General features: G+C 36.7%; 21 protein-coding genes, 1 other RNA gene and 1 riboswitch. Of the genes, 5 read left to right on the top strand and 17 right to left on the bottom strand.

Annotated elements, in window-relative coordinates; all coding sequences use genetic code 11:
• Positions 1-5: 5 nt before the first annotated feature.
• From H9655_RS03755 to H9655_RS03740, 4 genes are all read right to left on the bottom strand, one after another.
• The gene (locus H9655_RS03755; RefSeq protein ID WP_191810992.1) at positions 6-1,091 is read right to left on the bottom strand and encodes a type III polyketide synthase; all 1,086 of its coding nucleotides are present in this window, start codon (positions 1,089-1,091) and stop codon (positions 6-8) included.
• Positions 1,092-1,497: 406 nt separating this feature from the next.
• Positions 1,498-2,298, bottom strand: coding sequence for a formate/nitrite transporter family protein (locus H9655_RS03750; protein WP_191810990.1), 801 nt, complete (start codon positions 2,296-2,298; stop codon positions 1,498-1,500).
• 249 nt (positions 2,299-2,547) lie between these two features.
• Positions 2,548-3,339 (bottom strand): formate dehydrogenase accessory sulfurtransferase FdhD, encoded by a 792-nt coding sequence (fdhD, locus tag H9655_RS03745; RefSeq protein WP_191810988.1) that lies wholly within the window; start codon positions 3,337-3,339, stop codon positions 2,548-2,550.
• A gap of 14 nt (positions 3,340-3,353) precedes the next feature.
• Complete coding sequence (locus H9655_RS03740; protein WP_191810986.1) at positions 3,354-3,704, bottom strand: DUF2294 domain-containing protein; 351 nt, start codon at positions 3,702-3,704, stop codon at positions 3,354-3,356.
• 446 nt (positions 3,705-4,150) lie between these two features.
• Here H9655_RS03740 and fdhF point away from each other — a divergent pair, with 446 nt between their 5' ends.
• The 4 genes from fdhF to H9655_RS03720 all read left to right on the top strand — a co-directional run bounded on the left by fdhF (position 4,151) and on the right by H9655_RS03720 (position 9,984).
• On the top strand, positions 4,151-7,090 hold the full coding sequence (gene fdhF, locus H9655_RS03735; RefSeq protein ID WP_191810984.1) for a formate dehydrogenase subunit alpha: 2,940 nt from the start codon (positions 4,151-4,153) through the stop codon (positions 7,088-7,090).
• Between the two features lie 21 nt (positions 7,091-7,111).
• Complete coding sequence (locus tag H9655_RS03730) at positions 7,112-7,594, top strand: DUF1641 domain-containing protein (RefSeq protein WP_191810982.1); 483 nt, start codon at positions 7,112-7,114, stop codon at positions 7,592-7,594.
• A 418-nt stretch (positions 7,595-8,012) separates the two neighbouring features.
• The gene (gene spoIIP / locus H9655_RS03725) at positions 8,013-9,149 is read left to right on the top strand and encodes a stage II sporulation protein P (RefSeq protein WP_191810980.1); all 1,137 of its coding nucleotides are present in this window, start codon (positions 8,013-8,015) and stop codon (positions 9,147-9,149) included.
• 220 nt (positions 9,150-9,369) lie between these two features.
• Positions 9,370-9,984 (top strand): PH domain-containing protein, encoded by a 615-nt coding sequence (locus H9655_RS03720; RefSeq protein ID WP_191810977.1) that lies wholly within the window; start codon positions 9,370-9,372, stop codon positions 9,982-9,984.
• 239 nt (positions 9,985-10,223) lie between these two features.
• Here the strand turns inward: H9655_RS03720 and H9655_RS03715 are convergent, their stop codons facing one another.
• From H9655_RS03715 to H9655_RS03665, 11 genes are all read right to left on the bottom strand, one after another.
• Complete coding sequence (locus H9655_RS03715) at positions 10,224-11,534, bottom strand: nucleobase:cation symporter-2 family protein (RefSeq protein ID WP_191810975.1); 1,311 nt, start codon at positions 11,532-11,534, stop codon at positions 10,224-10,226.
• Entirely contained in the window at positions 11,531-12,130 is a 600-nt protein-coding gene (locus H9655_RS03710) for a xanthine phosphoribosyltransferase (RefSeq protein WP_191810973.1), read from the bottom strand. Before H9655_RS03710 ends, H9655_RS03715 begins: the two co-directional genes overlap by 4 nt.
• 121 nt (positions 12,131-12,251) lie before the next feature.
• Positions 12,252-12,353, bottom strand: a riboswitch (purine riboswitch).
• A 238-nt stretch (positions 12,354-12,591) separates the two neighbouring features.
• Complete coding sequence (locus tag H9655_RS03705) at positions 12,592-13,503, bottom strand: DMT family transporter (protein ID WP_191810971.1); 912 nt, start codon at positions 13,501-13,503, stop codon at positions 12,592-12,594.
• Positions 13,504-13,529: 26 nt separating this feature from the next.
• Positions 13,530-15,050, bottom strand: coding sequence for a carboxypeptidase M32 (locus H9655_RS03700; RefSeq protein WP_404826064.1), 1,521 nt, complete (start codon positions 15,048-15,050; stop codon positions 13,530-13,532).
• Between the two features lie 165 nt (positions 15,051-15,215).
• Positions 15,216-17,147 carry an ATP-dependent DNA helicase gene (locus H9655_RS03695; protein WP_191810969.1) on the bottom strand — a complete coding sequence of 644 codons (1,932 nt, stop codon included), beginning with the start codon at positions 17,145-17,147 and terminating at the stop codon, positions 15,216-15,218.
• A 98-nt stretch (positions 17,148-17,245) separates the two neighbouring features.
• On the bottom strand, positions 17,246-17,413 hold the full coding sequence (locus tag H9655_RS03690; RefSeq protein WP_191810967.1) for a hypothetical protein: 168 nt from the start codon (positions 17,411-17,413) through the stop codon (positions 17,246-17,248).
• Positions 17,414-17,520: 107 nt separating this feature from the next.
• Positions 17,521-18,669, bottom strand: a complete 1,149-nt coding sequence (locus tag H9655_RS03685) for a THUMP domain-containing class I SAM-dependent RNA methyltransferase (protein WP_225230393.1) — start codon at positions 18,667-18,669, stop codon at positions 17,521-17,523.
• A 148-nt stretch (positions 18,670-18,817) separates the two neighbouring features.
• Positions 18,818-19,203, bottom strand: an RNA gene (gene rnpB, locus H9655_RS03680) — RNase P RNA component class B.
• A gap of 77 nt (positions 19,204-19,280) precedes the next feature.
• The gene (gpsB, locus tag H9655_RS03675) at positions 19,281-19,589 is read right to left on the bottom strand and encodes a cell division regulator GpsB (RefSeq protein WP_191810963.1); all 309 of its coding nucleotides are present in this window, start codon (positions 19,587-19,589) and stop codon (positions 19,281-19,283) included.
• 86 nt (positions 19,590-19,675) lie between these two features.
• Positions 19,676-20,239 (bottom strand): DUF1273 domain-containing protein, encoded by a 564-nt coding sequence (locus tag H9655_RS03670; protein ID WP_191810961.1) that lies wholly within the window; start codon positions 20,237-20,239, stop codon positions 19,676-19,678.
• A 643-nt stretch (positions 20,240-20,882) separates the two neighbouring features.
• Positions 20,883-21,134: a CotD family spore coat protein gene (locus H9655_RS03665; protein ID WP_191810959.1), complete on the bottom strand. Its 252-nt coding sequence runs from the start codon at positions 21,132-21,134 to the stop codon at positions 20,883-20,885.
• A 435-nt stretch (positions 21,135-21,569) separates the two neighbouring features.
• On the opposite strand from H9655_RS03665, the gene H9655_RS03660 reads away from it, so the two are divergent.
• Positions 21,570-21,983 (top strand): VOC family protein, encoded by a 414-nt coding sequence (locus H9655_RS03660; RefSeq protein WP_191810957.1) that lies wholly within the window; start codon positions 21,570-21,572, stop codon positions 21,981-21,983.
• Positions 21,984-22,005: 22 nt separating this feature from the next.
• Here H9655_RS03660 and H9655_RS03655 read toward each other — a convergent pair whose 3' ends face one another.
• A complete protein-coding gene (locus H9655_RS03655; RefSeq protein ID WP_191810955.1) occupies positions 22,006-23,265 on the bottom strand; it encodes a ribonuclease H-like domain-containing protein in 1,260 nt (419 codons plus the stop codon).
• 16 nt (positions 23,266-23,281) lie between these two features.
• Positions 23,282-25,546 (bottom strand): DEAD/DEAH box helicase, encoded by a 2,265-nt coding sequence (locus H9655_RS03650; RefSeq protein ID WP_191810953.1) that lies wholly within the window; start codon positions 25,544-25,546, stop codon positions 23,282-23,284.
• Between the last annotated feature and the right edge of the window lie 3 nt (positions 25,547-25,549).

Below are 25,549 nucleotides of genomic sequence, written 5' to 3'. Positions count from 1 at the left end.
TCAATTCACCTCCATTTTAATAAAAGCAATTCTGAGCTAAAACCCGGTCCTAAGGCTGTTGCCAAGCCTATATCATCCTTTTTTCCATGTAGAAGAAATCTTCGTAAGACGTACAATATTGTGCTGGAGGACATATTACCGAATTCCCTTAGAACATCTAGTGAAATGGCGGTCATCTCAGCAGGAATTTGTAAAGACACTTGATAAGCATCAATCACTTTTTTCCCACCTGGATGTGCAATAAAATGTTGCAAATCGGAAATCTGTAATGAGAATTGATTTAAGAATTTCTGTACATTTGGCTTCAGCCAGCCTTCAATAATGGTAGGAATATCTCTTGAGAATATGACATACAAACCATCGTCCTTCACATCCCAACCCATTACATCAAGCGAATCTTTTTTGGTCGTTGATTGTGTCCCGTAAATATGGGGGATTACTGGAAATTTCTGATATTTTCTATAATCACTCTCATCACCAGCGATTAATGCACAGGCAACACCATCAGCAAATAAAGATGTCCCTACAAGATTACTCTTAGAGCGATCATTTCTTTGAAAGGTCAAACTGCATAATTCAATGGTTAATACTAAAACTTTTGCTTTGGGATAAGCTAAGCAATATTCATAAGCCCTCGATAAACCCGATGCACCACCTGCACAACCTAATCCCCAGATTGGGATTCTTTTTGTTTGTTCAGAAAAGGGTAATAGATTCATTATTCTTGCCTCAAGTGATGGTGTAGCTAAACCGGAACTAGTAATCGTAAAAATCGCATCTATCTCTTGATACTTAATCGGTTGACTAAGAAATTCCCTCGTTGTTAAACATTTTTCAATCGCCTCACACCCAAGTTTTACTCCCGTTTCAATAAAGGCATTATTTTTATCAGCAAAGCTATGGTCCTCTTTAAACCAATCTAGTTCTTTGGCAAAATGACGTTTTTCAATTTGGCCATTTTGGAATACTTTTAATAAACGATCAATATCTTTGAAAGATTGCCCAAATAAGTGGCGAGCAAATGCTACCACTTCATTTTGGGTAATTTCATTTGGTGGGGGTACTTCTGAGATAGATAAAATTGCTGGCATAAGGAACTCCCTTTCTGTCTAGGTACGGGTATTTTTTCCTTAATAAGGATATTTATGCATTGTTTGGTTTTTAATCTTTCCCGTTCATTTTTCATAAAAAAAAGCCGAATGAGTTATCTCATTCGGCTTTGAAAGATGTGTTTTGAAGGAGTTGCTGTGCCCTTTTATCATATCTTAATATGGCTCTTTTGGCATTACGCAAACTTTACCAATTACATTGACTCATTTATTGCTTTGCTTATGCACATCAATAATAATCGTTTTATCAATGATTTGACCACAAACACGGCAAACCCCTTGTTCTTTATATATGGTTTTACAATAATCACAATAATATTGTTGCATCTGCTCACATCCAATATCTCTAATAGATTATTTTATGTAAGCTATGATGAATATGTTTCTATTATGAAGCTTTTTTCAACTGAGCATTTGTTTCATTTTTTGGTTTATAGGAGATAAAATAAGCTAGGCCAACAAAAACAGCCCCACCAACTACATTACCTAAAAAGGCAGGTATGATATTGCCAATGAAATCTAACCAAGTAAACGAACCTGCAAAAATCGCAGCTGGAATAACGAACATGTTGGCAACAACGTGCTGGAATCCAATTGCAACAAAGGCCATAACTGGGAACCAAATAGCTAAAATTTTTCCTGCAAAATCATGAGCACCATAAGCTAACCAAACAGCTAAACATACGAGCCAATTACAACCAATCGCTGAAACAAATGTTTGTAAGAATGTATCATCAATTTTTGCACCAGCAATCGCTACTGTTTTATCAAGATATGGACCTGTCTCTGTTAAACCAACGACATGTCCAAAGAAATAGGCAACAAACAGCGCACCTACAAAATTGGATAATAACACCCAAAACCAATTATTCAATAATTGCCCAAGACTAATTCTCTTTGAGAACAAAGCACTCGCAACTGACATCATATTACCTGTAATCAATTCAGCCCCAGCCAATACTACTAATACAAGGCCTAAAGGGAAAACAGCTGCACCTAAAAACGATCCGAAACTTCCCCACTCTTCTGGTAAATTCCCAATTACACGAATGTCTAATAAGAATCCTAATGCAATAAATGCACCACCTAAAAAGCCTAAAACCAACAGCGACAAAAGTGGTGTTTTCGTTTTTGCAACACCTGTTGCAATCGTTTGTTCCATAATTTCTTGCGGTTTACTAAATCCCATTCTAACTACCCCCTAAATAAAAAAGGCAGCACTCAGTCATCCCGTACTTTTGTAAAGGATTTCAAAAGAATGCTGCCTAACCCTTCTGCAATCCCCTACAGAAGTATCAGTCATCATATTTATATTGTTTGTAAAAAGAAATAAAACAGTACTTGCCTTATATCCATTTACTCATTGCAAACTATATGCTACCAAAAAACAAAAAATTTTACTAGACTATTTTTATTTTTTCGTGTAGCGAAGTATTTTTTATAAGAGGATTCGTTCAGGATAAGTATAGATATTCATGTTGCCATTACGAATAAATCCAACAGTGGTAATGCCTAATTCCTCGGCTGACTGCAAAGCAAACTCTGTTGGTGCAGATTTTGAGAGAATCATTTCACAACCAATTTTCGCTACTTTTAAAAGAATTTCCGAAGAGATTCTGCCTGTGAAAACAATGATCTTACCTTTCATGCTGATGCCCTCTCTTAAACTGTATCCATATATCTTATCAAGAGCATTATGCCTACCAATATCCATTCTGCTCAAAATCATCCCGTCTTTGTCACAAAGCGCAGCGCTATGAACACCACCTGTTTGTTTAAATGTAGTCGCAGAAGCTTGTAATTGTTCCATTAACTGATTACATTCATTGACAGTTAATCGGATGTTAACATCTTTCATTTTCTTAGCTGTTAATGCATCATTAACAAAAACAAATCCTTGTCTACTCATGCCACAACAAGAAGTAATATATCTTTTATTTTGGAAGTTTTGTATATAAGGATTGGTACGATCGGTTGTTACATGAACGAACCCTTCCTTTTCTTGTACCCATATCTCTTTAATATGCTCGTAAGATTTTATGATACCTTCTGATGCAAGGTAGCCTATAACCATGTCCTCAATATATTCTGGTGTACATACCATAGTGACGAGCTCTTCTCCATTCAGCTTAACCGTTACAGCATATTCGGTAACAATGGTGTCTTCTACCTTTTCAACTTTATTGCCAGTCACTCGTATAATTTTACGACTCGTTTCCACTTGCTTCATCTTTTCACCTCTTTCTATGAATCTATGATATTTTTATCGAATACAAATACAGATATCGCCATATTCTCTTCCACTTTAATATCAGAAAATAAATGTAACAGCTTCGCACCGACTAGTTCTTCCATTCCCTCAGGTGTACCTTCAGCATATACATCTTGAATCATTTTTGTTCTTGCTGAATGTACCATTTCTTTGCCACCTTCTGTACGAGAAATAAATTGTTCTGTTGGTGTAAGATTACCGTATAAAGTCGAAACGGCCATATTCTCTACAAATACTGTATGTATTTTCTCCGGCCCCTTACCAAATAAGTCTTTCCTTAATTTACGAATGATATCATTAAACTCATGCACCATTTTTGACATCTTCTTTACCCCTTTATATAAGATTCTGTCTCAATTGTATAATCATAGTACAAGCTTTTAAAAAATGAAAGGGGCTGTTGAATAGAAAAAATTCGCCCTATGATTGTATCACTTTTTCACTTTACCAAAATTACCCTATTAAACTGTAATCGTTATAAGATTAAATTCATTATTGTTAAATTTAATTTTTAGCGCTATAATAGCTAGTGGAATTGTTGGAGGGGTAATATTTTCATGTTGTCTCTCTATCAATGGTACTTTCTACATACTAAAAATGGTATGGATTGGTCTAATAGCAAGCGTTGTTATTTAACTATTCCACCATGGATTATGCTCGCTTTTTGTAAGCGGTATAGTACATGGTGGTTTTTTTATTGGTTTAAGCAGAAACACTCACTTTATTCTCTTTAAACCTTTGTTTGATCAAGTGTAAGGGGGAAACAAAATTGACTTCCAATGTAAACATTACAATTAATGGTGTGGAATATGAGGGGCATGAGGGGCAAACCATTCTCCAAATCATTAATCAAAACCAAATTGAACATCCACAGATTTGTTATTTACCTGAGGTAGACCCGATACAAACATGTGACACATGTATTGTAGAAGTAAATGGGCAGCTTATGCGCTCTTGTTCGACTGTAGCAGAAAGTGGAATGAGTGTTAGCTTAAGCTCAAACCGTGCCAAAGAGGCACAAACAGAAGCGATGGATCGTATTTTAGAAAACCATCTACTCTATTGTACAGTTTGTGATAATAATAACGGAAACTGTAAAGTCCATAATACAGCTGAATTATTAGAGATTGAGCATCAAAAGTATCCTTATACGCCTAAGGAAGATAAAACAGCTGTCGATATGTCACATCCTTTCTATCGTTATGACCCAAATCAATGTATTGCTTGCGGACAATGTGTAGAGATTTGTCAAAGTCTACAAGTAAATGAAACGCTTTCCATTGATTGGGAAAGAGAAAGACCAAGAGTCATTTGGGACCAAGGTGTATCCATTGATGAATCTTCATGTGTTTCATGCGGACAATGTGTAACGGTTTGTCCATGTAACGCCTTAATGGAAAAATCAATGCTCGGTAATGCAGGATTCATGACAAAAATTGATGATGAAATCATGACGCCAATGATTGACCTTGTAAAAGAAGTAGAACCGAACTATGGCACAATTTTTGCTGTTTCAGAAGTAGAAGCTGCGATGCGTGAAGAAAGAATCGAAAAAACGAAAACCGTTTGTACTTTCTGTGGTGTAGGTTGTTCATTTGAAGTTTGGACAAAAGACCGTGAAATTTTGAAAGTGCAACCGAGTCATGATGCGCCAGTAAATGCGATTTCTACTTGTGTGAAAGGTAAATTCGGTTGGGATTTTGTTAATTCTGAAGAAAGAATTACAAAACCATTGATTAGAAAAGAAGGCCGCTTTGTAGAAGCGAGTTGGAACGAGGCATTAGACTTAGTAGCAAGTAAACTAGGAAATATTAAACAAGAATTCGGCAAAGATTCAATTGGCTTCATTTCTTCTTCAAAAATTACAAACGAAGATAGCTATTCATTACAAAAGTTAGCTAGACAAGTGTTTGAAACGAATAATATCGATAACTGCTCTCGTTATTGTCAATCACCAGCCACTGATGGCCTATTCAGAACGGTAGGTATGGGCGGTGACGCTGGAACCATTAAAGATATTGCTGAAGCAGGTCTTGTCATTATTGTCGGAGCAAACCCAGCAGAAGGTCACCCGGTTCTAGCTACACGTGTGAAAAGAGCGCATAAATACCATGGCCAAAAACTAATTGTTGCAGACTTGCGTAAAAACGAGATGGCCGAACGTTCTGATATATTCATTAGTCCAAAACAAGGAACAGACCAAGTTTGGTTAATGGCTGTAACTAAATACATGATCGATCAAGGTTGGCATGATGCCGAATTTATTAAGGAAAATGTCAATTACTTTGAAGATTTCAATGATGTTTTAGAGAAATATACGTTAGCATATGCTGAAGAAACGACTGGTTTACCACAATCACAAATCATCGAAATTGCCGAAATGATTCGTGATGCTGACGGTACTTGTATCCTTTGGGGTATGGGTGTTACGCAAAATACTGGTGGTTCTGATACTTCAGCAGCTATTTCTAATCTGTTACTAGCAACAGGTAACTATCGCCGCCCAGGTGCCGGAGCTTATCCATTACGTGGGCACAATAATGTACAAGGTGCATGTGATATGGGTACCCTACCTACTTGGTTACCAGGTTATCAACATATTACAGATGATGTCGCTCGTGCGAAGTTTGAGAAAGCTTACGGAGTAGAGATATCAGGTACACCAGGTTTAGATAATATTCAAATGTTACAAGCGATTGAAAAAGGTGAAATGAAAGCCATGTACCTTGTTGGTGAAGATATGGCACTCGTTGATTCTGATGCGAACCATGTGGATAAAGTACTATCTAGTCTTGACTTCTTTGTCGTGCAAGATATCTTCTTCTCTCGCACAGCTCAATACGCTGACGTTATCTTGCCTGCCGCACCATCGCTAGAGAAAACAGGTACATTTACAAATACTGAACGTCGTGTACAAAGATTGTACCAAGCATTACCAACATTAGGAGACTCTAAACCTGACTGGTGGATTATTCAAGAAGTAGCTAATCGCCTAGGGGCAAATTGGACATATACTCACCCTAGTGAAATTTTTGCTGAAATGGCGAGTCTTGCACCACTATTCTCTCAAGCAAGCTATGATGTACTAGAAGGTTGGGGTAGCTTCTTATGGGGAAGTCTTGATGGCGCAAGCACACCATTGTTATATGAAGATGGCTTTAACTTCCCAGATAAAAAAGCACGTTTCGCCTTATCTGATTGGGCAGAACCTGCATTCTTCCCTGAGGAATATGATCTCCATATTAATAATGGCCGGATGCTTGAACACTTCCATGAAGGAAATATGACCAATAAATCAAGAGGTCTAAATGCAAAAGTTCCAGATGTATTTGTGGAAGTATCAGAAGAACTAGCAAAAGAGAGAAAACTTTCGGATGGCTCGACAGTAAGACTTGTCTCTCCATTTGGTGCAGTTAAATTGAATGTCCTTATTACAGACCGAGTGAAGAAAAACGAACTATACTTACCAATGAATTCAGTTGATAAGGATTCTGCTATCAACTTCTTAACTGGTCCTTTATATGATAAACGAACACGTACACCGGCTTATAAACAAACGAAAGTACGTATGGAAATTTTAAATAACAAAGCCGGCGACAAACCATTACCAAAAACGAACCCGCGTAATAAAAAACGTAATCCACAAAACGGTGTGGAAGTTCAACGTAAATGGAATCGCGAAGGCTATGTTCATTTAACAGATCAATAAAGATTGGAGAGATGATTCATTATGGCAGCGCCTATTACTGAAATTCATCGAGAGAGAAATGAAGCTCTTGAACAAGAGCAAAAGCTTAACGAATTAAAATCATTACTCACTGAAAATGATCAAGCAGTACAAAGTATCATGGCTCTTATTGGCGAATTACAACAAGCAGGAATGCTTGATGCAGCCAATTCCATGTTAAAAGGGAAAGAACAAATTGCTAAAGTAGCACTTGGTCAAGTAACAAAAGAACCTGTAACAAACTTGATTAACACATTAATGGGTGCAACCGGTGCCCTTATGCAAGCTGACCCTGAACAAACAACAAAGCTCATTAAAAGTGCAGTATCAGGCATGGACGAAGGGAAAAACTTCCTACAGGAAGAAAAGAAAATTGGTATTATGCAATTGGCCAAAGTATTAAATGACCCTGATATTAATCGTGCTATCGGTTTCGGAGTCCATTTCCTTAAAGGCATGGGTAAAGAATTAAAAGAAGATAAATAATGAGAAAACCTCCCACTCGATTGTTGTGGGAGGTTTTTTATGATTGTTGAACCTTCTTTATCCCCTAACCTAATTAAGATAAAATAAAAATTAGAATCACACACTCCTCTCCTAATGCAACATATGTAACTAACCACACGCTTAAGCTATTCCCTATAACATTACTTGAGTTTATAGCATTTTACAGATCTGGGTGACTTGCTCATCCATTTTCCGTGCTGAGCGACCTGTGAGATACACCCACTTTTTTATCCCCCTTTGGGTGGGAGGTATCAGAACAAAATTTCAGGTCCCCTTTGTCTCTATTATTTTCACCGACAATTAGTTGTTCTTTTTATAAAGACAAAATTGATAGTCTTAAATTTAGCATATCTCTCTCTTTTTCTTCATAAGCATTTTAATAGAAAGGATGGATGATATGCAAAAATCACAAGGCTATCAGTTATTTCTATTTATTAACACTACTGCTCTCTCCATTACTATTGCTTGCATCTTTTTAGCAAGTACTGTCGCACTCGTCACAATAAAGATGTCTTCTGATATTGCTAGCTCTGTCATCAATGGACCACAATCGCATTCCATTTATCTTCACTTATTAAAAAGTGCTAACCAAAGTTTTATAAGTGAGGATGCGATTGAAGAAGTGTCTATCTCTGACCTTGCTTTTAAGTTTGCAACAAGTATTACACCTGAGGATCCACGAACATTCTTAGGTAGAGAGCTCCCTTTATTCTCCTTTTTCGATGGTAAAATTCACATCGCCGGAAAAGGGACAGACTACACAACTTTACCCATTGAGTCAACAAACGTACCAATGGATAAATTAATAAAAGACAAAGAGACGATCGGAAACGATGATGATAATAAAGATGACGAGCAAGATGGAACAACGTCACCTAAAGAAAAAAATGTGTATATTTATCATTCACATAGTTATGAATCTTACCTTCCATTTATAAAAGATGCACAAACAGCCGACGACGCTGTAAGTAATAATGAAAAGTATAATGTAATCTCAGTCGGTTCCAAGCTACAAAAAGATTTGCATGCAGAGGGTATCGGTGTTGAACATAACAGAACAAATATGACAGAAGCATTGCATAGTCAAGGATTACAGCATAATGATGCTTATACAAGAGCAAGAGATTTCGTTTCTGAGGCATTGGCTAGTAATAAAAACTTAACTTATATTATTGATATTCATCGAGATTCGCAGAGAAAAGATGTCACTACTATTGAGATTAATGGTAAGAGTTATGCCCGTCTCTTCTTTGTTGTTGGTGAGGAGAGCAAGAATTTTGAAAAGAATTTAAAACTGGCTGAAGATCTTAATAAAAAACTGGAAAAAAAATATCCTGGCCTAAGTAGAGGCGTTTTAAAGAAAGATTACTCAGTAGGTAATGGTGTCTACAACCAAGACTTATCTGATCGCTCCATTCTCCTAGAAGTCGGTGGTGTCGACAATAACCGTGAAGAACTTGATAATAGCACAGATGCCTTTGCCGATATATTTAGTGAATATTACTGGAAACAAAAAGAAGTAGAATCTCAATAGTTTAAAAGCGACTATTCACTTTATGGGTAGTCGCTTTTTATTGATGAATATATTTAACAGAGCTACATTTCATCCTACTTACGATTGAAAACTCTTTTCTCTAATTGGCTTCATACTTCTTTCAAATTTTACAAATTTGTGATGCAAATCAAATGAAATATCCCTTATAATGAAAGTTGGTAACAATTGACTAATTATATTAACAGAGGGGCGTATTCGTATGTTTAAAAAAATTGCTTCAGATGCATTAGGGTTATCAGATATCGGGAAAATTATAAAACCAGAGGATTTTGATAAAACACAATCAGATGATTTTGTACGTCATGAAGATAATGAAAAAATCTATTTTCTTATTATGACGAAAAGTGATGAATATTGCTTTACCAACTTAGGTTTAATTCATATTGATGGCCAAAATGCAATCTCTTCAAAAAGAGTCATGAAGCGTTATCCTTACTTCCAATATGACATCAGTGACGTAAAGCTAGAAACAGCTGGTAAGATTGACTTAGATGTAGAGATTAAATTTAATCTTGGTAGTATCCCATTCAGTATTGATGTAGATAAAAAGCAAGTAGATGAATTGAAAGACTTATATAAAGCATTATTATATATTGCCGAAAAAGTGTATGAGAACAAAATTATGCTAAAAATGGCCAATGATAGTCTTGATAAGGCCGTTCAAGTTTTACATAATTCGAGAATCGGTGAACAAGACCTAGCCAAACAATTCCAAGCCCTCACAGAATTTTCATTTAATTGGCTTGACTCAAGTAAAAATCAATTACATGAAAAAGACTTCGGTTCAGTGTTCGAAAAATATATTAATAACTAAACAGAAAAGACTCTTGCCTATTATTGGATTCAGAAGTTTGTAGTACATATCGAAGAAAACGAGTTTTGCTCGGATAGCTTTGCAAGGTTTCCTATAGATGTAGAAGCAAAACCAATTTCGTTTTATATCAAAGCTGGGCGAAGCAATCGACTTTTAATGCATTCGATTTGAACCGCCAACATTTCTATAGAGGCAAAGAAAAGCAGCTGACTTGAATATCAGCTGCTTTTCTTCACTAATTAAGAAGCTTTCGGTTGCTCAACTTCCTCTTCATTTACTCCACTCTTTTTTCCAAGCATATTAAAAACGATATTTAAAATAATTGCCGTTAAACTCCCAACCACAATTCCGCTTTCAGTAATAATACGGATATTTTCTGGTAGATTCGCAAAGATCGTTGGAACAAATGTAACCCCTACACCTAGACCAACAGAACAAGCGATAATGAGTAAGTTTTCTTGTGAGTTAAAGTCAACTTTACTTAACATTTTAATTCCTGATGCTATAACCATACCAAACATGGCAATCATTGCTCCACCTAGCACAGAAGATGGAATAACAGTTGTTAAGGCACCGATTTTAGGTACTAATCCTAAGATGACTAAAAATGCACCAGCAACATAAATGACATTTTTTGTCTTCACACCTGATAATTGAATTAATCCAACATTTTGTGAAAAAGTTGTGTATGGAAATGCGTTAAAAATACCACCAAAAACGATCGCTAACCCTTCTGCACGATAACCGTTTGCTAAGTCTTTATCTTTCAATTTTTTATTTGTAATATCACCTAACGCGAAATATACACCCGTAGATTCGACAAGGCTAACCATTGCCACGAGAATCATTGTAAGAATCGGAATCAAATCAAAAGTAGGCATTCCGAAATAAAATGGCTGTGGCATATGGAAAAATGACGCCTCGCCAACCGCTGAAAAATTAACTTTCCCCATAATAGAAGCAATAATCGTACCGACAACAATACCAATTAAAATAGAAATAGCACGTACAAAGCCTTTAGTAAACTTATACAATACTAGGATAACGAGAAGCGTTGTAAAAGCTAAAATAACATTTTCCGTTGAACCAAAATCTGGACTACCTTCCCCGCCGGCCATATTATTCATCGCTACAGGAACTAAAGTTAATCCGATAATTGTCACAACTGATCCTGTTACGACAGGTGGGAAAAACCTAACCAATTTGCCAAAGAAAGTAGCAACCAATATTACAAACAAGCCTGAAACAAGAATGGCACCATAAATGGATGTAATACCATAGTTTCCGCCGATTGTGATCATCGGCCCTACTGCTGTAAATGTACAACCTAAGACAACCGGCAAACCGATACCAAAGAATTTATTCTTCCAAACTTGCAATAATGTAGCAATCCCACACATCATAATATCAATGGAGACAAGATAGGTTAATTGCTCTGCTGTTAAACCTAGTGCACCACCAACAATTAATGGGACAATAACTGCTCCAGCGTACATCGCTAGCACATGTTGTATTCCTAGGGAAGCTAATTTCAACGGATTTTGATTCATTTTGAGGATTCCTCCATCTCTTCAACTTGTGTAAAAGTAACCTTGCTACCCGCAAGCGATTGAACAATTGCTAAAGATTCAACTTTATAACCTTTTTCGCGTAATTGTTTTCCCCCATCTTGGAATCCCTTTTCAATGACAATGCCCATACCAGCGATGGATGCTTTCGCCTTATCGACGATATCCGCCAAGCCTAGAGCTGCCTGACCGTTTGCTAAGAAGTCATCAATAATTAATAGACGGTCATTTTCACTAATGAATTTTTGCGATACTGAAATCTCATTGGTTTCTTGTTTTGTAAAAGAATACACCTCTGCAGTTAACAAATCATTGACCAATGTCAAAGATTTTCTCTTCCTCGCAAAGACAACAGGTACATTCAAATATAATCCAGTCATTACAGCTGGAGCAATTCCTGAAGATTCTAATGTAAGTATCTTCGTCACGCCTTCATCTTTAAACCGAGCTGCAAATTCTTTGCCTATTTCTAACATAAGCTCAGGATCAATTTGGTGATTAAGAAAAGAATCTACCTTCAAAACAGTTTCTGAAAGTACTTTTCCTTCTTGTTTGATTTTTTCTTTAAGCAGCTCCATAATAATCCCCCTTGGCTATAATACAAAAAAACCTAAAAGTCATCCGCTTCACTTTCAACTTGAGTGCAGCAAGGACCTTTAGGTTTTAAAGGTGTGGAAACAAGAGCAGATAAAAAGACTACTCCTCCACTTGCTCACCCATAGTCAAATAATTTACGGTTATTCGGTAGAAACTCGCGGACCCTATTTCCGCTATTATATGAATGACAACTATTAAGTTAATTAAATTGAATTACTATCATTATATCATGCGACTTTGAAAATTCAATAGGATTATGTTAGAAAAAACGAACAATATAGAAATTCATTTAATTATCATTCGTATATTATTGTAAATTTTCTAAAATCTCATGTTACGCTCATCCTAAATATTTCGCCAAACTAAATCATTTCTACCTAAAAACCATCTAAACCTACTTCAATGAATAGATTCAGATGGTTTAAAAACTTACGAAACTATATTATTGAGTGAATTCATCAATGGCATATCGTTTCCTTTTCTTTTGCGGTAAGTTCACAACAACAACTGAACCGACAATAAAAAGGGCACCAACTACTTGTAGCCAAACAAGGCTTTCATTAAATAATAGTATACCCATTATTGTAGCAACAACCGGTTCAACTGTGGAAATGACTGCTGCAGTACTTCCTTCTGTCTTCTCTAACCCTTTTGTATAAAGAATATAAGCAAGGACTGTTGGTATAAGTCCTAGGCCAACACTTAAAAGCAATACATCCGTTTGCCTGAAGAGTGTAATTTTCTCCCATAAACTTGTTATTGGTATAAGCACAGCAGCTGCGATAACAAAAGTAAAAAATGTTACGGCAAACGGAGAATAGCGGTTGAGCGCAAATTTACCAAATATCGTATAAAGTGCATAACCAATACCAGAGCCTAAACCAGTAATAATACCTAAAATGGTTATTTGACTTTCTCCTAAAGCTAACCCTGCAATTAATATACAGCCTGCCATAGTCATTATAACGACGATGATTTTATTTATTGTCATTTTCTCTTTTAAAAACATAAATGATAGAATGGTTACAAATGCAGGTGCAGTATAAAGAAAAATAACTGCCATGGAAATACTCATCTCACTCATTGTCGTGAAATAACAAAAATTGAATAAGACAATACTACAAATTCCTGTCCCGAGGAAGTAACGCACATCACCTACCGCATGCAGCTTCATCTCTTTTCGATAATGTACAAAACCAATGAGTAGCAAAAATAAGACAGCAAATACTGCACGAATCGCAACGATTTCCATTGATGTGAATCCAGCGGAAGCTAGTCCTTTAACAAATAATCCGATGATGCCCCATAAGCTTGCCCCCGCGGCAATCATTATAAAGGGCAGAATCCGCTTCATCTGCCTCCCTCCATTTCTAACAATCTCTAGTTAAGTTGATAAATTTCACGATATTTTTCCGTTAAATAGTCAATTAAATATTGGACATTTAAGCCTTCACCTGTAGCTGCTTGAATGATTTCTAAAGGTTCTTTCAAACTGCCAAACTGATGGACATTTACAGTTAACCATTCTCGTATCGGTGTAAGATTGCCCGCTTCTACTAATTGATCAAACTCCGGGATACTCTGCAACATGCTTTGTTTTAATTGTGCTGCATACATATATCCTAGCGCATAGGATGGGAAATAACCGAAGCTACCACCTGCCCAATGGACATCTTGCAAGACACCTTCTGCATCATTTTTAGGCGTAATCCCTAAATATTCTTCATATTTTTCATTCCATAATTGCGGCAAATCTTTCACTTCGATTTCATCATTAAATAATGCCTTTTCTAGTTCATAACGAATCATAATATGAAGCGGATAAGTTAATTCATCTGCTTCTATACGAATCATAGATGGCTTAGATTCATTAATCGCATGATAGAATTCATCTAATGTAATGCCGTCAAATTGATCCGGTGCATATTGATTGAGCAGTGCAAAATTATGTTGCCAGAACCCTTTATGACGACTGACAAAATTTTCATAAAAAAGCGATTGTGATTCATGTATACCTGTTGATGTACCTTGATGGAGGGGAGTATTTTCTAGCTCTTTAGAGATATTTTGTTCATAAATCGCGTGCCCACCTTCATGAATCGTACCGAATACTGCCATGCGAAAATCATTTTCGTCATATCTCGTTGTGATGCGGTAATCTCCAGAATTAATACCAGTTGCAAATGGATGGACGGTATCATCTAATCTCCCCGCCTCAAAGTCATAACCCATTTGATTAAGAATTTGGATTGTAAATTCCTTTTGTTTTTCCTTAGGGAAAGTTTCATATAGGAAATCTGTTTCTGGTTTACTTTGTGATTGAGCAACTTCTTTTACAAGTGGCACAATCGATTGTCGTAACTGACCGAACACTTCGTCTAATGTTTTCACCGTCATCCCTGGTTCATGGTGATCTAATAATGTATTATACTTATGTTCTTTGTAACCCCAATAATTGATAAAACGTTTATTATAATCGACGAGTTTTTCTAAATACGGCAAAAACATCGAGAAATCTGACTTTTCTCGTGCCTCTTCCCATACTGTTTCAGCGTGCGATTGAATAGATACATATTCTCTAAATTCATCAGCAGGAATTTTTTTATTCAAATCATACTCTTTTTTACATACTTCAACTAACCTATTCGTTCGCTCTGAAAGTTTATTTTTTGCCTGCTCATCACTTAACTTCCCTATGTATGCCGCCATTTCTTCGCTCGTACACATGGCAAAGATCTCAGAAGACAACATACCTATCGTTTCAGCTCTTTGTTCAGCACCTTTGCGCGGGGCACCTGTTCGTAAATCCCAATGCATAAGAGAAACTGCTTCCTTATAAGCCATCACTTTTTTAACAAATGCTAAAAACTCATTTTCAACATTAGTAATCATCGCATCCATCGTCATTCCCCCTTCTTATTACTAGGTTTATTTTAGCATAATCTATTCTATAAAAGCTGATGTTTTATTTATCTTTATTAGCTGCTACATAATTAAAAATAACAATCAAAGTATTTATTTAGCCCATAATAAAAGAGAGACCTAAATTGAAGTCTCTCTTTTATTTTAACCATTATTAACCATCACAGGCAGTATATTCAATACCTTTTCCTTAACCTCTTCCGAATGATTTTCGTCAAATAAAATATGCACATTACCATGATCGTCATTCGTACGAATCAGGCGGCCTATGCCTTGTCTCATGCGCAGCAACATATAAGGCATGTCCACTTCTTCAAAAGCATGACTTGTTTGTTCCCTTTTTGACTGGAAGACAGGGTCATTTGGTGGAAATGGTAAGGAGAAGATAAAGACATTTTCAAGTGATGCACCTGGAATATCCAACCCTTCCCATAAATGAACCGACGCAAGAATGGACTGCTCTTCATTTTGGAATTTTGAAACGAGCGTACTGATTTCTGCTTCTCCTTCAAAATAAATCGGGTAGGTAAGTTTTCCTTCTGCATAGTCTTTAAACAATGCTAGCTCTTCTTTTTTTGAAAAAAGAAGTAAACTACCGCCTTGCACTTTATTTAATTGCGCAATCATATAATCCATTTTTTGCCGATGGTCGCCTGGCTTAAAGAATGGCGCCAAGGCCGTCATGTTATTTTCGTAATCAAATGGTGAATCTACAGTGAAAGAAAGAAAATCATCAACGCCTAAGCTTTTCGCCATATAGTTAAATGATTGTTCCTCAGATAATGTCGCTGATGAAAAGATAAAAGGAATGTCCTGGGAGAATACTTCTTCTCTCATAATTTCTTCTACCAATCTCGGCATAATGATCAATGTTCTTTCTTCTTTCTCCTCTTCAAACCAAGCGATACCACTTTGGTCTTTAATAAATAGTGATAAAGAATAGGAAATCTGCTCAAGATACTCTTCAACAACCTTTAGTTCATATTCATTAATGACATACATTTCACTTTCAAACACAAGTTCTTCTTCTAGCTGACTAATAAGGGCAAATAGCTTTTTCGCCTCATCCATTAAAGCTTTCTCTCGCTTAATCATTTGTTTTTCAGAGCCAGCAATTTTCTCAGTCGTTTGTGATAGTTGGCGAAAGAACATTTCACTTTGATAAATGGTATCTTCAATTGTATGCAATGTTTTTTCACGTACATCGTTCGCCATTAATCTCGTTAACAACGACTCTAAAATTTGTTCAGTTAGGCGATAGGTTAAAGCTTTTTGGGCAGCATATTCTAATAAGTGGCCTTCATCAAAGACAACACTAGATGCTTCCGGTAAGAGTGGTAACTGTCCTTCTCTCTTTCTTGATTCTTTCGTCCAAATATGTTCCATATAGAAATCATGAGAGCAAATAATGATGTCTGTTGATTGGCGGTAATGGTCACGATGTAAGGTTTGACCACAACGGTGACGTTTTTCACAAGTGAAACAATCTTGTAAGGAGTCCCAACCAACCTGCTCCCATTGTTCATCTGTCAGCTCTGGATAGCTTTTGCGATCACCATAAGGCGTAAACTTTTTCATGGAGACACTTTCCTCAACAAATGATGGAAGGCTTTCATGTACCTCCATAAAGATATCATCACTATCAATAGACGCAAGTTGTTTATCTAATTTATTCAAACATAAATATTGCTCTCTTGATTTGGCTAAACGAACATCAATATTTAAATTTAAAGCTTTCTCTAACTTAGCAATATCTCCTTCTGGCTTTACTAATTGCTCAATTAACGTTTCATCAGCACAAGCAATAATCGCCGGCTGGTGGCGGTACCGCGCGTAACAAAGGGCATATAATAAATAGACAATCGTTTTTCCTGTGCCTACTCCTGCTTCAGCAAATACGACTTTACGGTCTTTCATTGCATTTTCTAATTGAAAAGCCATATAGATTTGTTCATCGCGTATATCAAATCCACTCTCTGGAAGTAGATCATAGAATACATCACCAATCCAATCCCCAAGTTTCTCGTAGAATGATTCTGTTTTTTCAACCGTAAACGGCATCTGACTCTGTTGCATGACGCTCCCCCGTTTTCTTCTTTTATGAACCCTATAGTAGCAAAAAAAAGTCGAAACCCCTCAATCATACAAGGTTTCGATTAGCGATTACTACCTTTTTAATTTATTTTTGATAATGAATACGATAATGCATGCCTAATTTCTTGTTGGGCAGATTGCAATTTTTTTAGTGCATCACTATCTTCTATTTGATCTGATGATATCGCCTGTATAGATCCATCAATTGCTTGCATTATTTTGTGAAAATCAATTTGCGTATCTTTCATTATCATGACCTCCATGAACCTTTCGATATATGTATTCTATTCACTTTTATCACATCATATACCTGCTTTAAAAGAGAAATACAATCATAAATTTCATGGAGAGTCTATTAGTTTTTGCGTGGAGGACGCTTGCCCCAATATTGATAATAGTCTGTTTTAATAAAACCATTAAAAAGTTTTCTTTTCTTTGTTGCTGGCTTTCCGAACATTTGTTCAAATTCCTCATCAGAAGTGAGGATATAAATAGACCATGTATCAAGTAAAGACAAAGCTTCGCCCATTTCTTTATACATTCTTTGCACTGCTGGTTTATCACCTAACCGTTCACCATATGGCGGATTTCCAACAATGACACCATAATCCTTCGTTGTTGTAAAGTCACGTACTTGCATCTGTTTAAATTGCACAAGATCGCCAAGACCCGCTTCGAAGGCATTTTCTTCAGCAATTTTCACCATGCGATGATCAATATCCGTGCCAGTAATATCTAGTGGTTGATCATAATTAGCAAGATCTTCCGCTTCCATTCGTACCTCATCCCAAACTTTAGTAGGGATAATGCCCCAACCTTCTGAAACAAATTCTCTGTTAAATCCAGGAGCGATATTCTGTCCTATTAAAGCAGCTTCAATAGGAATTGTTCCTGACCCGCAGAAAGGATCTACAAATGGTTTATCTGGATGCCAATTAGTCAGCATGATAAGTGACGCTGCCAAGGTTTCTTTAAGCGGTGCTTCACCTTGTCCAGTTCGATAACCTCTTTTATGCAATCCACTTCCACTCGTGTCAATTGTTATCGTTGCCACATCCTTAAGAAGAGCGACTTCAATCTTGAATAACGGACCATTCTCTTCTAACCAACCATTCGTTTTATAATGGTGCCTCATCCGCTCGACAATTGCTTTTTTTACAATCCCTTGACAATCAGGAACACTAAATAGTTTGGACTTAACCGATTTACCCGAAACAGGAAACTCTGCATTTTCTGGAAGAAATGCTTCCCATGGTAAGGCTTTTGTTTTCTCAAATAATTCATCAAATGTTTTTGCTTTAAATTCTCCCACTTTGATTTTGATACGATCCGCAGTTCTTAACCACATATTGCTTCGGGCAATCGCATGCGCATCACCTTCAAAAGTGATTTTTCCATTATCAACTTGACATTCATAGCCTAGCGCACGAACTTCCTTGGCTACAAGCGCCTCTAGCCCCATTGCAGAGGTGGCAATCAATTGAAATTTTGACACAACGTTCATCCTTTTATCTCTTATTCGATCTCGCTCAACAGCAAGCTTGCATAACTTTATTTGATTTAATAACTTAACTGAATTCTAATCTTAAATTGAAAGAAAAGCTCTCCTTATATTAGGAGAGCCTATAATTTCTTTTTTTACATTAATTCCGTTCTGTAAGCCATGTTTTGTTCTACGTACTACAAACGGCAATGTATTGCCTCGTACATAGTGGTAATCATCTATCTACAGACGATACGCCTGTCCTTCCCATCAGTTCATTTCCTTTAGGAAAGTGCCCCTACCATAATTTGGGTTTCTCACTCGCGGGGTTTACCTCGTTCCACTCTTCTCATTTCTGAAAAGACTTCGTCACTGTGGCACTTTTAAAGGTATTCATACCATATCTTAAAAGACTTAGGTATTTTCCCTGCCGTCAACTTTTAAAGTTGCCCTAGCTTATGACTTCGCCAGGCACGAACACTACTGGCATCTCAGCCTGTGTGAGCATGGACTTTCCTCTACAATTTCAAAAAATTGCAGCGATTACCCGAACGTTATTAATGATACAACGAATATTATATGTAATATTCTTATGAATAGCAAGGGCTTTTTTGAAAGTCACTAATGTTTAATTAATCGTACAATTTACTTCCAAATACATGCTTCTCTAAATTTGATAACCTTTTTAGAATATCAAAGTTTGTTGTACCTGCTGGTTGCGAAACGGCTTGAGGTCTTTTATTATTAGACTCCTCAAGTTCTTTTCTTAATTTCAAGTTTTCATGCTGTAATTCTTCAATTTCAGCGTGGAAGGTTTCATAATCTTTAATAATTAAATCTAAGTATTTATCTACATCTTCAGGTTTGTAGCCTCTCATGGCCGTTTTAAATTCTTTTTCTAATATATCCTTACTCGTTAATTTAACTTTATCAGATAGCATTATACTCACCTCTAGTATCGCCAATAGTATTCTTTATTTTTTCAAATAACAACACTTTTGTCAATTTAATTTATCGGTTTCACGCGTTAAAATCCTTCTTGGGTCATTTGATCTTCTTCTACTATTATCTGTATATCATAAAACGAGATTTGATGTATGGCGTAATTTTCTTTATTTTGATACTTTAGTGCCTCTTCAAATAAATATTTGGGAGACCCTTCTTTTTCCGTATCATAAAAAAGGATAAGACAATCACTCTTTATTAGATGAAAAATGTTTTTCATTCTAAATTGATTAGGGTTTTCATAAGGCTTATGTGAGACTGCATCAACATAATCAGCTCTTGCTACAATTGATTCATACCATTCTTTATTATCCTCTTTCCAATTCCCCTCTACATTTAAAAAAGGCGTGATTACAGCTAACTGTAAGTGTTCATATCCTTCCTCCTGCAATTCGTAAACGACCTCTGCTGCCCATAGCTCCGTTCCAAGCTGCCCACTAATGAGCACCCACTCTAATCCTTCATCAAGTAATATAAGCAATTGTTTTTTAATTGCCCTTTTGATATACGTTACTGCTTGTTCATCTTTTTTAAAAATTCCTAACTCGAAAGGCTTATAACCTGAGACAGTGGTTACTTTTACCAACTTTAACTTCTCCTTACAACTATTTCAAATTCATATTAGCCTAATTTTAACATATTCCCTCATTTAAATCGAAGGATTATAAAGCAAATACAAGGTATCTTTCGTTTCAACATCAGATGACCTGGAAATCTCAGTAACGCGTGATACAACATTCCACTATCTTTATTTCTATTCCCGATTCAATCGTGTATGCTCGAAAAAGATTCTCAGTTTTCCGATAATTACTGGAGATTCCGAGCTCGATCGGTTAATCCATACATGTTGCGTATTCTTTTCTCACGCTTATTTCAATTGAATTTTTTGAAAAATTTTCAAAAAGAGGTTGGGACATAACTAAATGAGCTAACCTCAAAAAGAACAATAACAAATTAATCTTAAAACATCATTTAAAAAAAGTCCGTTCCATTGCGCTCACGTACTCTCGCTTTCCGCGGGGAGGGGCTGAGTCTTCTAAGGCATTGCCTGTGTCTCAGCTTTCCCTCTATTTCCCGCAGGAGTCGAGTGTCTTCCGCTCCATTTCACTATTCTTTTCATATAAGGGTTCAAATCACACAAAAAACCGAATGATTAGACTAGAACTCCTAATCATTCGGATAAATCATTAGCTAGAATACTTATGTCCCAGCCTCTTCGTGCTCCATTTTCAAAATCCCCTAAACCTTCTATTAAAAGGATGAAGTGGGAAAGGGCGATACGGTACTTGCCCATGTATAGCCGGTACTTCTGAAGAAGGATGATCGAAATGTACATGCTGATAATTAATATGTTTCACTGTTGTCGTATGACTGGGATGAAAATGTGGAATAATAACGGTCTCATAAACATGGTTAACATGATGGTTAGTTGGATGAACAATCGGTTGCAAATCATTTGGTTTATGTGGAAATTGGTGCATAAAATCTCTCCTCTCACTAGATAAAAAAACCTTTTTTTTCATTCTATGAGAAGTTAGGAAATCTGCCCTGAGAAATCCACCTATAATCGCACCCAAATTATATAAATAGTAAACTATAAAAACTATCCTTCATCGTTGACATAAAAACAGCTGTAATGATAACGACAAAAAAGAAAATATATAAAATAGCTCTGTACATTTAAAAATCATCCTCGCAATTAGCATTCATTTCATACACGGATTATTGTACAAGGAAATATCTGATAAAACAACTAAGAAAGTTGCCCTTTTTAGTGGTTTTTTTTTACAAATAAAAATACGATTAACGCAAACGACGTAAGTCTAAAGTCTTATAGAATTTCAGACATCAAACAGACGGCAAAAACCTTCTCACTTTCTATAATTAAAATGAAGAAAGAAATGGAGGTTTTTCCAATGACAAAGAAGTGGCCAAATGGCGCAGCTGTTGCCCAAGTAAGAGTCGCACGTCCGACTAATCAATTAACAGAAATAAAACGGTTTTATTGCAGAGGTTTAGGGTTACAACAGATAGGATCTTTCCAAGGTCATAGAGGATATCAAGGGATAATGATTGGTTTACCGGACTCTAGTTATCACTTAGAAATCATCCAACACGAATCTGGACAGCCGGTTCCTTCACCTACAAAAGAAGACCTATTCGTTTTTTATATTCCTCAATTATCAGAAATGATGGATATAAAAAATAGATTACATAGCTTGGGGTACCACACGGTTTCACCAGAAAACCCATACTGGGAGGAGAAAGGTTTCACATTTGAAGACCCTGATGGCTGGAGAGTTGTTATAATGAATACATCAGGGATATAAATAAAGATCTCCACCGGGACAATTACTCCTCCCGGTGGATGCTTTTCTGTAATTTCCTTATTAGTCTTTCACGACGTTTATATAGCTCGTCTTTATGCTTTTTATATTTCTTGTTCGTTTCTATTTGCTTTAAAGCTTTATCTGTATATTGGATCGCTCGCAAGGGATCTGGCATCCGGTGTTCATATATTTTTGCCAATTCAACACATGCACTAAGCCTTTCTTGGTCATCTCCATCAGAAGAAACCATCTGCCATAACTCTGCTGCTTTAGCCCATTGCTTTTCCTTTTTTAATTGCCAAGCTAGCTGATGTTTCGCCTTCATTCCTGCCTCATCATTCATTTGTGCTAATTCTTCATACCCCACTTGCGCTTTTTTGATTTCACCAATAGCGTTAAACCATCTCGCCGTCTCATAGGCTTCTCTTGAGGTTTGCTCTTTATCTAATCCTAGTAATTGGTTAGACAAGTGGATATATAATGTGATCAGTGAGAGAATGTCTGTTTCATTATGTTTCATGATCCCTAACATACCTTCAGGGTTTTTAGTATCTAAATAATCATAGTAAATCATCGGTGCAAGATAACCTGGGATATCATCTACTCTTTTTACTCCTAATACTTCTCTTTCAACAATAGATAATTTCGTCCGCTCGAGTTTATGTTTCCATAACCTTCTTGAAGCATGATATAAATCAAAATGCCCGAATGGCGGTAGTTTGGGTAAATGTTCACGAATTAATGTATGACGTGTTTGTAATTGCGGCCAATCGAACGCCTTACCGTTATAGGTCACCATTGTTGTATAATCAATCGATTCTAAGAAACTTTTATAGAGAGCGATTTCTCCTCCAGGGTCAGGTAATATATGTTGCTTTAATGTGACTCCTTTTCGATTCAGGCTCGCATAACCTAATAAGAAAATCGTATTACCCACTCCGCCTCCAAGCCCTGTTGTTTCAGTATCAAAAAAGAACAAGTCCTCTGCTTGATGACCTTTCGCTGTTAACGGGTGATACTCGGTCGTTTCGTTCCATTTTTCAATGACATTGTATAATTCTTGAAAGCGGTAATTTCCATGTAAATAATCTAGGGGATAATGAATTTCTCTAATGAGACAAGTACTACCTTCTATATCACGATAAGGAGAAACATCATGTTGTTGCCAAATGTCTTGGTAAGGGAAGACGGGTAGACATTCCTCCTGCTCTATTTTTACTTTTTTCTCGGTAGTATGAGACATATGTGATTGTAAACGATTCAATTTATTTTTTAATGACACACTACTCACCTACTCCTTATAGCCATGTTTGAAATAACTTTAAAACATCTCCTTTACCCGTCTCAGAAGAAAGATCTGTGCCAATACACGAAGGACAGCCGGCCTCACAAGGACATCTCTCAATCATTGAGATGGCTTCTCTTATTAGTTGATCAATTTGATCGTATACTTTCTCACTTAATCCTACACCACCGGGGTATTTATCGTAGAAAAATAATGTTGGTTTTTCATTATGAATCGCTTTTACTTGTGGGACGACATGAACATCCGTCTGATCACACATGACGAATAATGGAACAATTGCTTTTAGGGCATGAGCGGCACCTATTAATCCTTGCTCCAGTCGTTCTTTTCCAAACATCAACCCTTCTGCAAAAAATGTCACCCACGTAGCACTTGTGTGCAATTCTTCTTCGGGTAATGAGATTGGTCCAGAGCCGATGTTATCATGGGTATCAAATTTAATTTTTTTAAATATCGTTGCCATGGCCGTTACACTCACATCACCATAGCCAATCTGCTCGTTGCCAATTCGCTTTGTTTTATCTTCCTCTAATACCTTTAATTCGACGGCTAAGTTGGCATCTGTATAATAATCGACGGCTACTTCTCGTACAAAAGCCTTTTTCTCTTCCCAATCTAAATACTCAACTTGAAATTGTGTACCTTGGTGGAGATAGATGGCTTCATCATGTAACAATGTCATCGCAGAAAAACGATCCATCTCACCAATCACCTTGACATTCGCCACATCTGATTGATCGATAATGACAACATTCTCTTGCGATGCAGACCGCAAACTAACATTATGCGCTGGGAATGAATCATTCATCCAATAATACTTTTGCTGATTTTCATGCAGCACCTGTTCTTCAGTTAAATAGTCTAATACTTCCTCGGTTTCAAAGCGACCAAATGACTCTCCTTTCTTAAAAGGTAATTCATAGGCAGCACATTTAATATGATCGATGAGAATGATTAAGTTATCCGGATTGATTCTTGCTGTTTCTGGATTTCGTTTAAAGAAATAATCAGGATGATCAATGATATATTGATCTAATGGGTTTGAGCTAGCAACCATAATGACGAGTGATTCACTATGTCTACGCCCAGCTCTACCAGCTTGCTGCCAAGAACTAGAAATTGTCCCTGGGTAACCAGTCATAATACAAACTTGCAGCTGACCAATATCGACACCAAGTTCGAGTGCGTTTGTACTAACCACTCCATAAATTTCTCCATGACGTAGACCTTTTTCGATTGATCTTCTTTCAGAAGGAAGATAACCCCCACGATAACCTCTGATTGCTTTCGGACCAATTTTATGTTTGACTAGCTCTTGTAAATACTTGAGTAATACTTCCACTCTTACACGACTTTTAGCAAAAATAATCGTTTGCACTTTGTTCATTAGCATTTCACTCGCTAGCCTTCTAACCTCGAGTGTCGCACTTCTTCTTATATTTAATGGTTTATTTACAATCGGTGGATTATAAAATACAAAATGTTTGCGTCCGCTCGGCGCACCATTATTGTCAATTAATTTCATCTTCGCTTCTGTTAGCTCCTCTGCAAGTTCAAGGGGGTTGGCAATGGTCGCAGATGTGCATATAAAAACGGGTTTACTTCCATAAAACTCACAGATTCTTATTAATCTCCGTAGAACATTGGCTACATGAGAACCAAATACACCGCGATAAATATGTAATTCATCAATGATAATAAAACGAAGATTTTCAAATAATGATACCCATTTCGTATGATGTGGGAGAATAGCTGAATGAAGCATGTCCGGATTAGTCATAACAATATGGCCCGCTCTTCTCACTTTTTGTCTAATATTTGAAGGTGTGTCACCATCGTATGTATAGCTATTAACGGAAAGAGATGACTCTTCAATCAATTCATTGATTTCCATTTTTTGATCCTGAGCAAGTGCTTTTGTAGGAAATAAATAGAGTGCCCTTGCTTGTGGATCATTAATAATCGTTTGTAATACTGGCAAATTGTAACATAACGTCTTTCCCGACGCTGTCGGTGTAACGGCAACAATGGACTGCTGAGCCATAACGGCATCGTAACTTGAGCGCTGGTGAGTATACAGACGGGAGATTCCTCTTTTTTCTAAGGCGCTCATTAAATGAGGATCTAATCCAATCGGCATATCCGCCACTTGCGCTTCCTTCTCTTCCAATGTATGCCAATACGTTATTTGTTCTCCAAATTTATCGGATTGCTTAAGCTCTTTAATCAGTTCTTGTAAATTTTTTTTCACCTTCACGTT

Origin of the sequence: Cytobacillus stercorigallinarum (assembly GCF_014836495.1) — a bacterium.
Lineage (GTDB): Bacteria > Bacillota > Bacilli > Bacillales > Cytobacillaceae > Cytobacillus > Cytobacillus stercorigallinarum.
Note: the sequence above shows the minus strand (reverse complement) of the source record. Positions and strands in the feature narration are given on the sequence as shown.

Bases quoted from the DNA above. Each gene is read 5' to 3' on its own strand.
- H9655_RS03685 (WP_225230393.1), bottom strand. From the start codon at position 18,669: ATGAACGTTGTGTCAAAATTTCAATTGATTGCCACCTCTGCAATGGGG.
- H9655_RS03705 (WP_191810971.1), bottom strand. From the start codon at position 13,503: ATGAAGCGGATTCTGCCCTTTATAATGATTGCCGCGGGGGCAAGCTTA.
- spoIIP (WP_191810980.1), top strand. From the start codon at position 8,013: ATGCAAAAATCACAAGGCTATCAGTTATTTCTATTTATTAACACTACT.
- H9655_RS03715 (WP_191810975.1), bottom strand. From the start codon at position 11,534: ATGAATCAAAATCCGTTGAAATTAGCTTCCCTAGGAATACAACATGTG.
- H9655_RS03720 (WP_191810977.1), top strand. From the start codon at position 9,370: ATGTTTAAAAAAATTGCTTCAGATGCATTAGGGTTATCAGATATCGGG.
- fdhD (WP_191810988.1), bottom strand. From the start codon at position 3,339: ATGAAGCAAGTGGAAACGAGTCGTAAAATTATACGAGTGACTGGCAAT.
- H9655_RS03740 (WP_191810986.1), bottom strand. From the start codon at position 3,704: ATGTCAAAAATGGTGCATGAGTTTAATGATATCATTCGTAAATTAAGG.
- H9655_RS03660 (WP_191810957.1), top strand. From the start codon at position 21,570: ATGACAAAGAAGTGGCCAAATGGCGCAGCTGTTGCCCAAGTAAGAGTC.
- H9655_RS03750 (WP_191810990.1), bottom strand. From the start codon at position 2,298: ATGGGATTTAGTAAACCGCAAGAAATTATGGAACAAACGATTGCAACA.
- gpsB (WP_191810963.1), bottom strand. From the start codon at position 19,589: ATGCTATCTGATAAAGTTAAATTAACGAGTAAGGATATATTAGAAAAA.
- H9655_RS03700 (WP_404826064.1), bottom strand. From the start codon at position 15,050: ATGGATGCGATGATTACTAATGTTGAAAATGAGTTTTTAGCATTTGTT.
- H9655_RS03730 (WP_191810982.1), top strand. From the start codon at position 7,112: ATGGCAGCGCCTATTACTGAAATTCATCGAGAGAGAAATGAAGCTCTT.
- H9655_RS03690 (WP_191810967.1), bottom strand. From the start codon at position 17,413: ATGAAAGATACGCAAATTGATTTTCACAAAATAATGCAAGCAATTGAT.
- H9655_RS03755 (WP_191810992.1), bottom strand. From the start codon at position 1,091: ATGCCAGCAATTTTATCTATCTCAGAAGTACCCCCACCAAATGAAATT.
- H9655_RS03695 (WP_191810969.1), bottom strand. From the start codon at position 17,147: ATGCAACAGAGTCAGATGCCGTTTACGGTTGAAAAAACAGAATCATTC.
- H9655_RS03665 (WP_191810959.1), bottom strand. From the start codon at position 21,134: ATGCACCAATTTCCACATAAACCAAATGATTTGCAACCGATTGTTCAT.
- H9655_RS03710 (WP_191810973.1), bottom strand. From the start codon at position 12,130: ATGGAGCTGCTTAAAGAAAAAATCAAACAAGAAGGAAAAGTACTTTCA.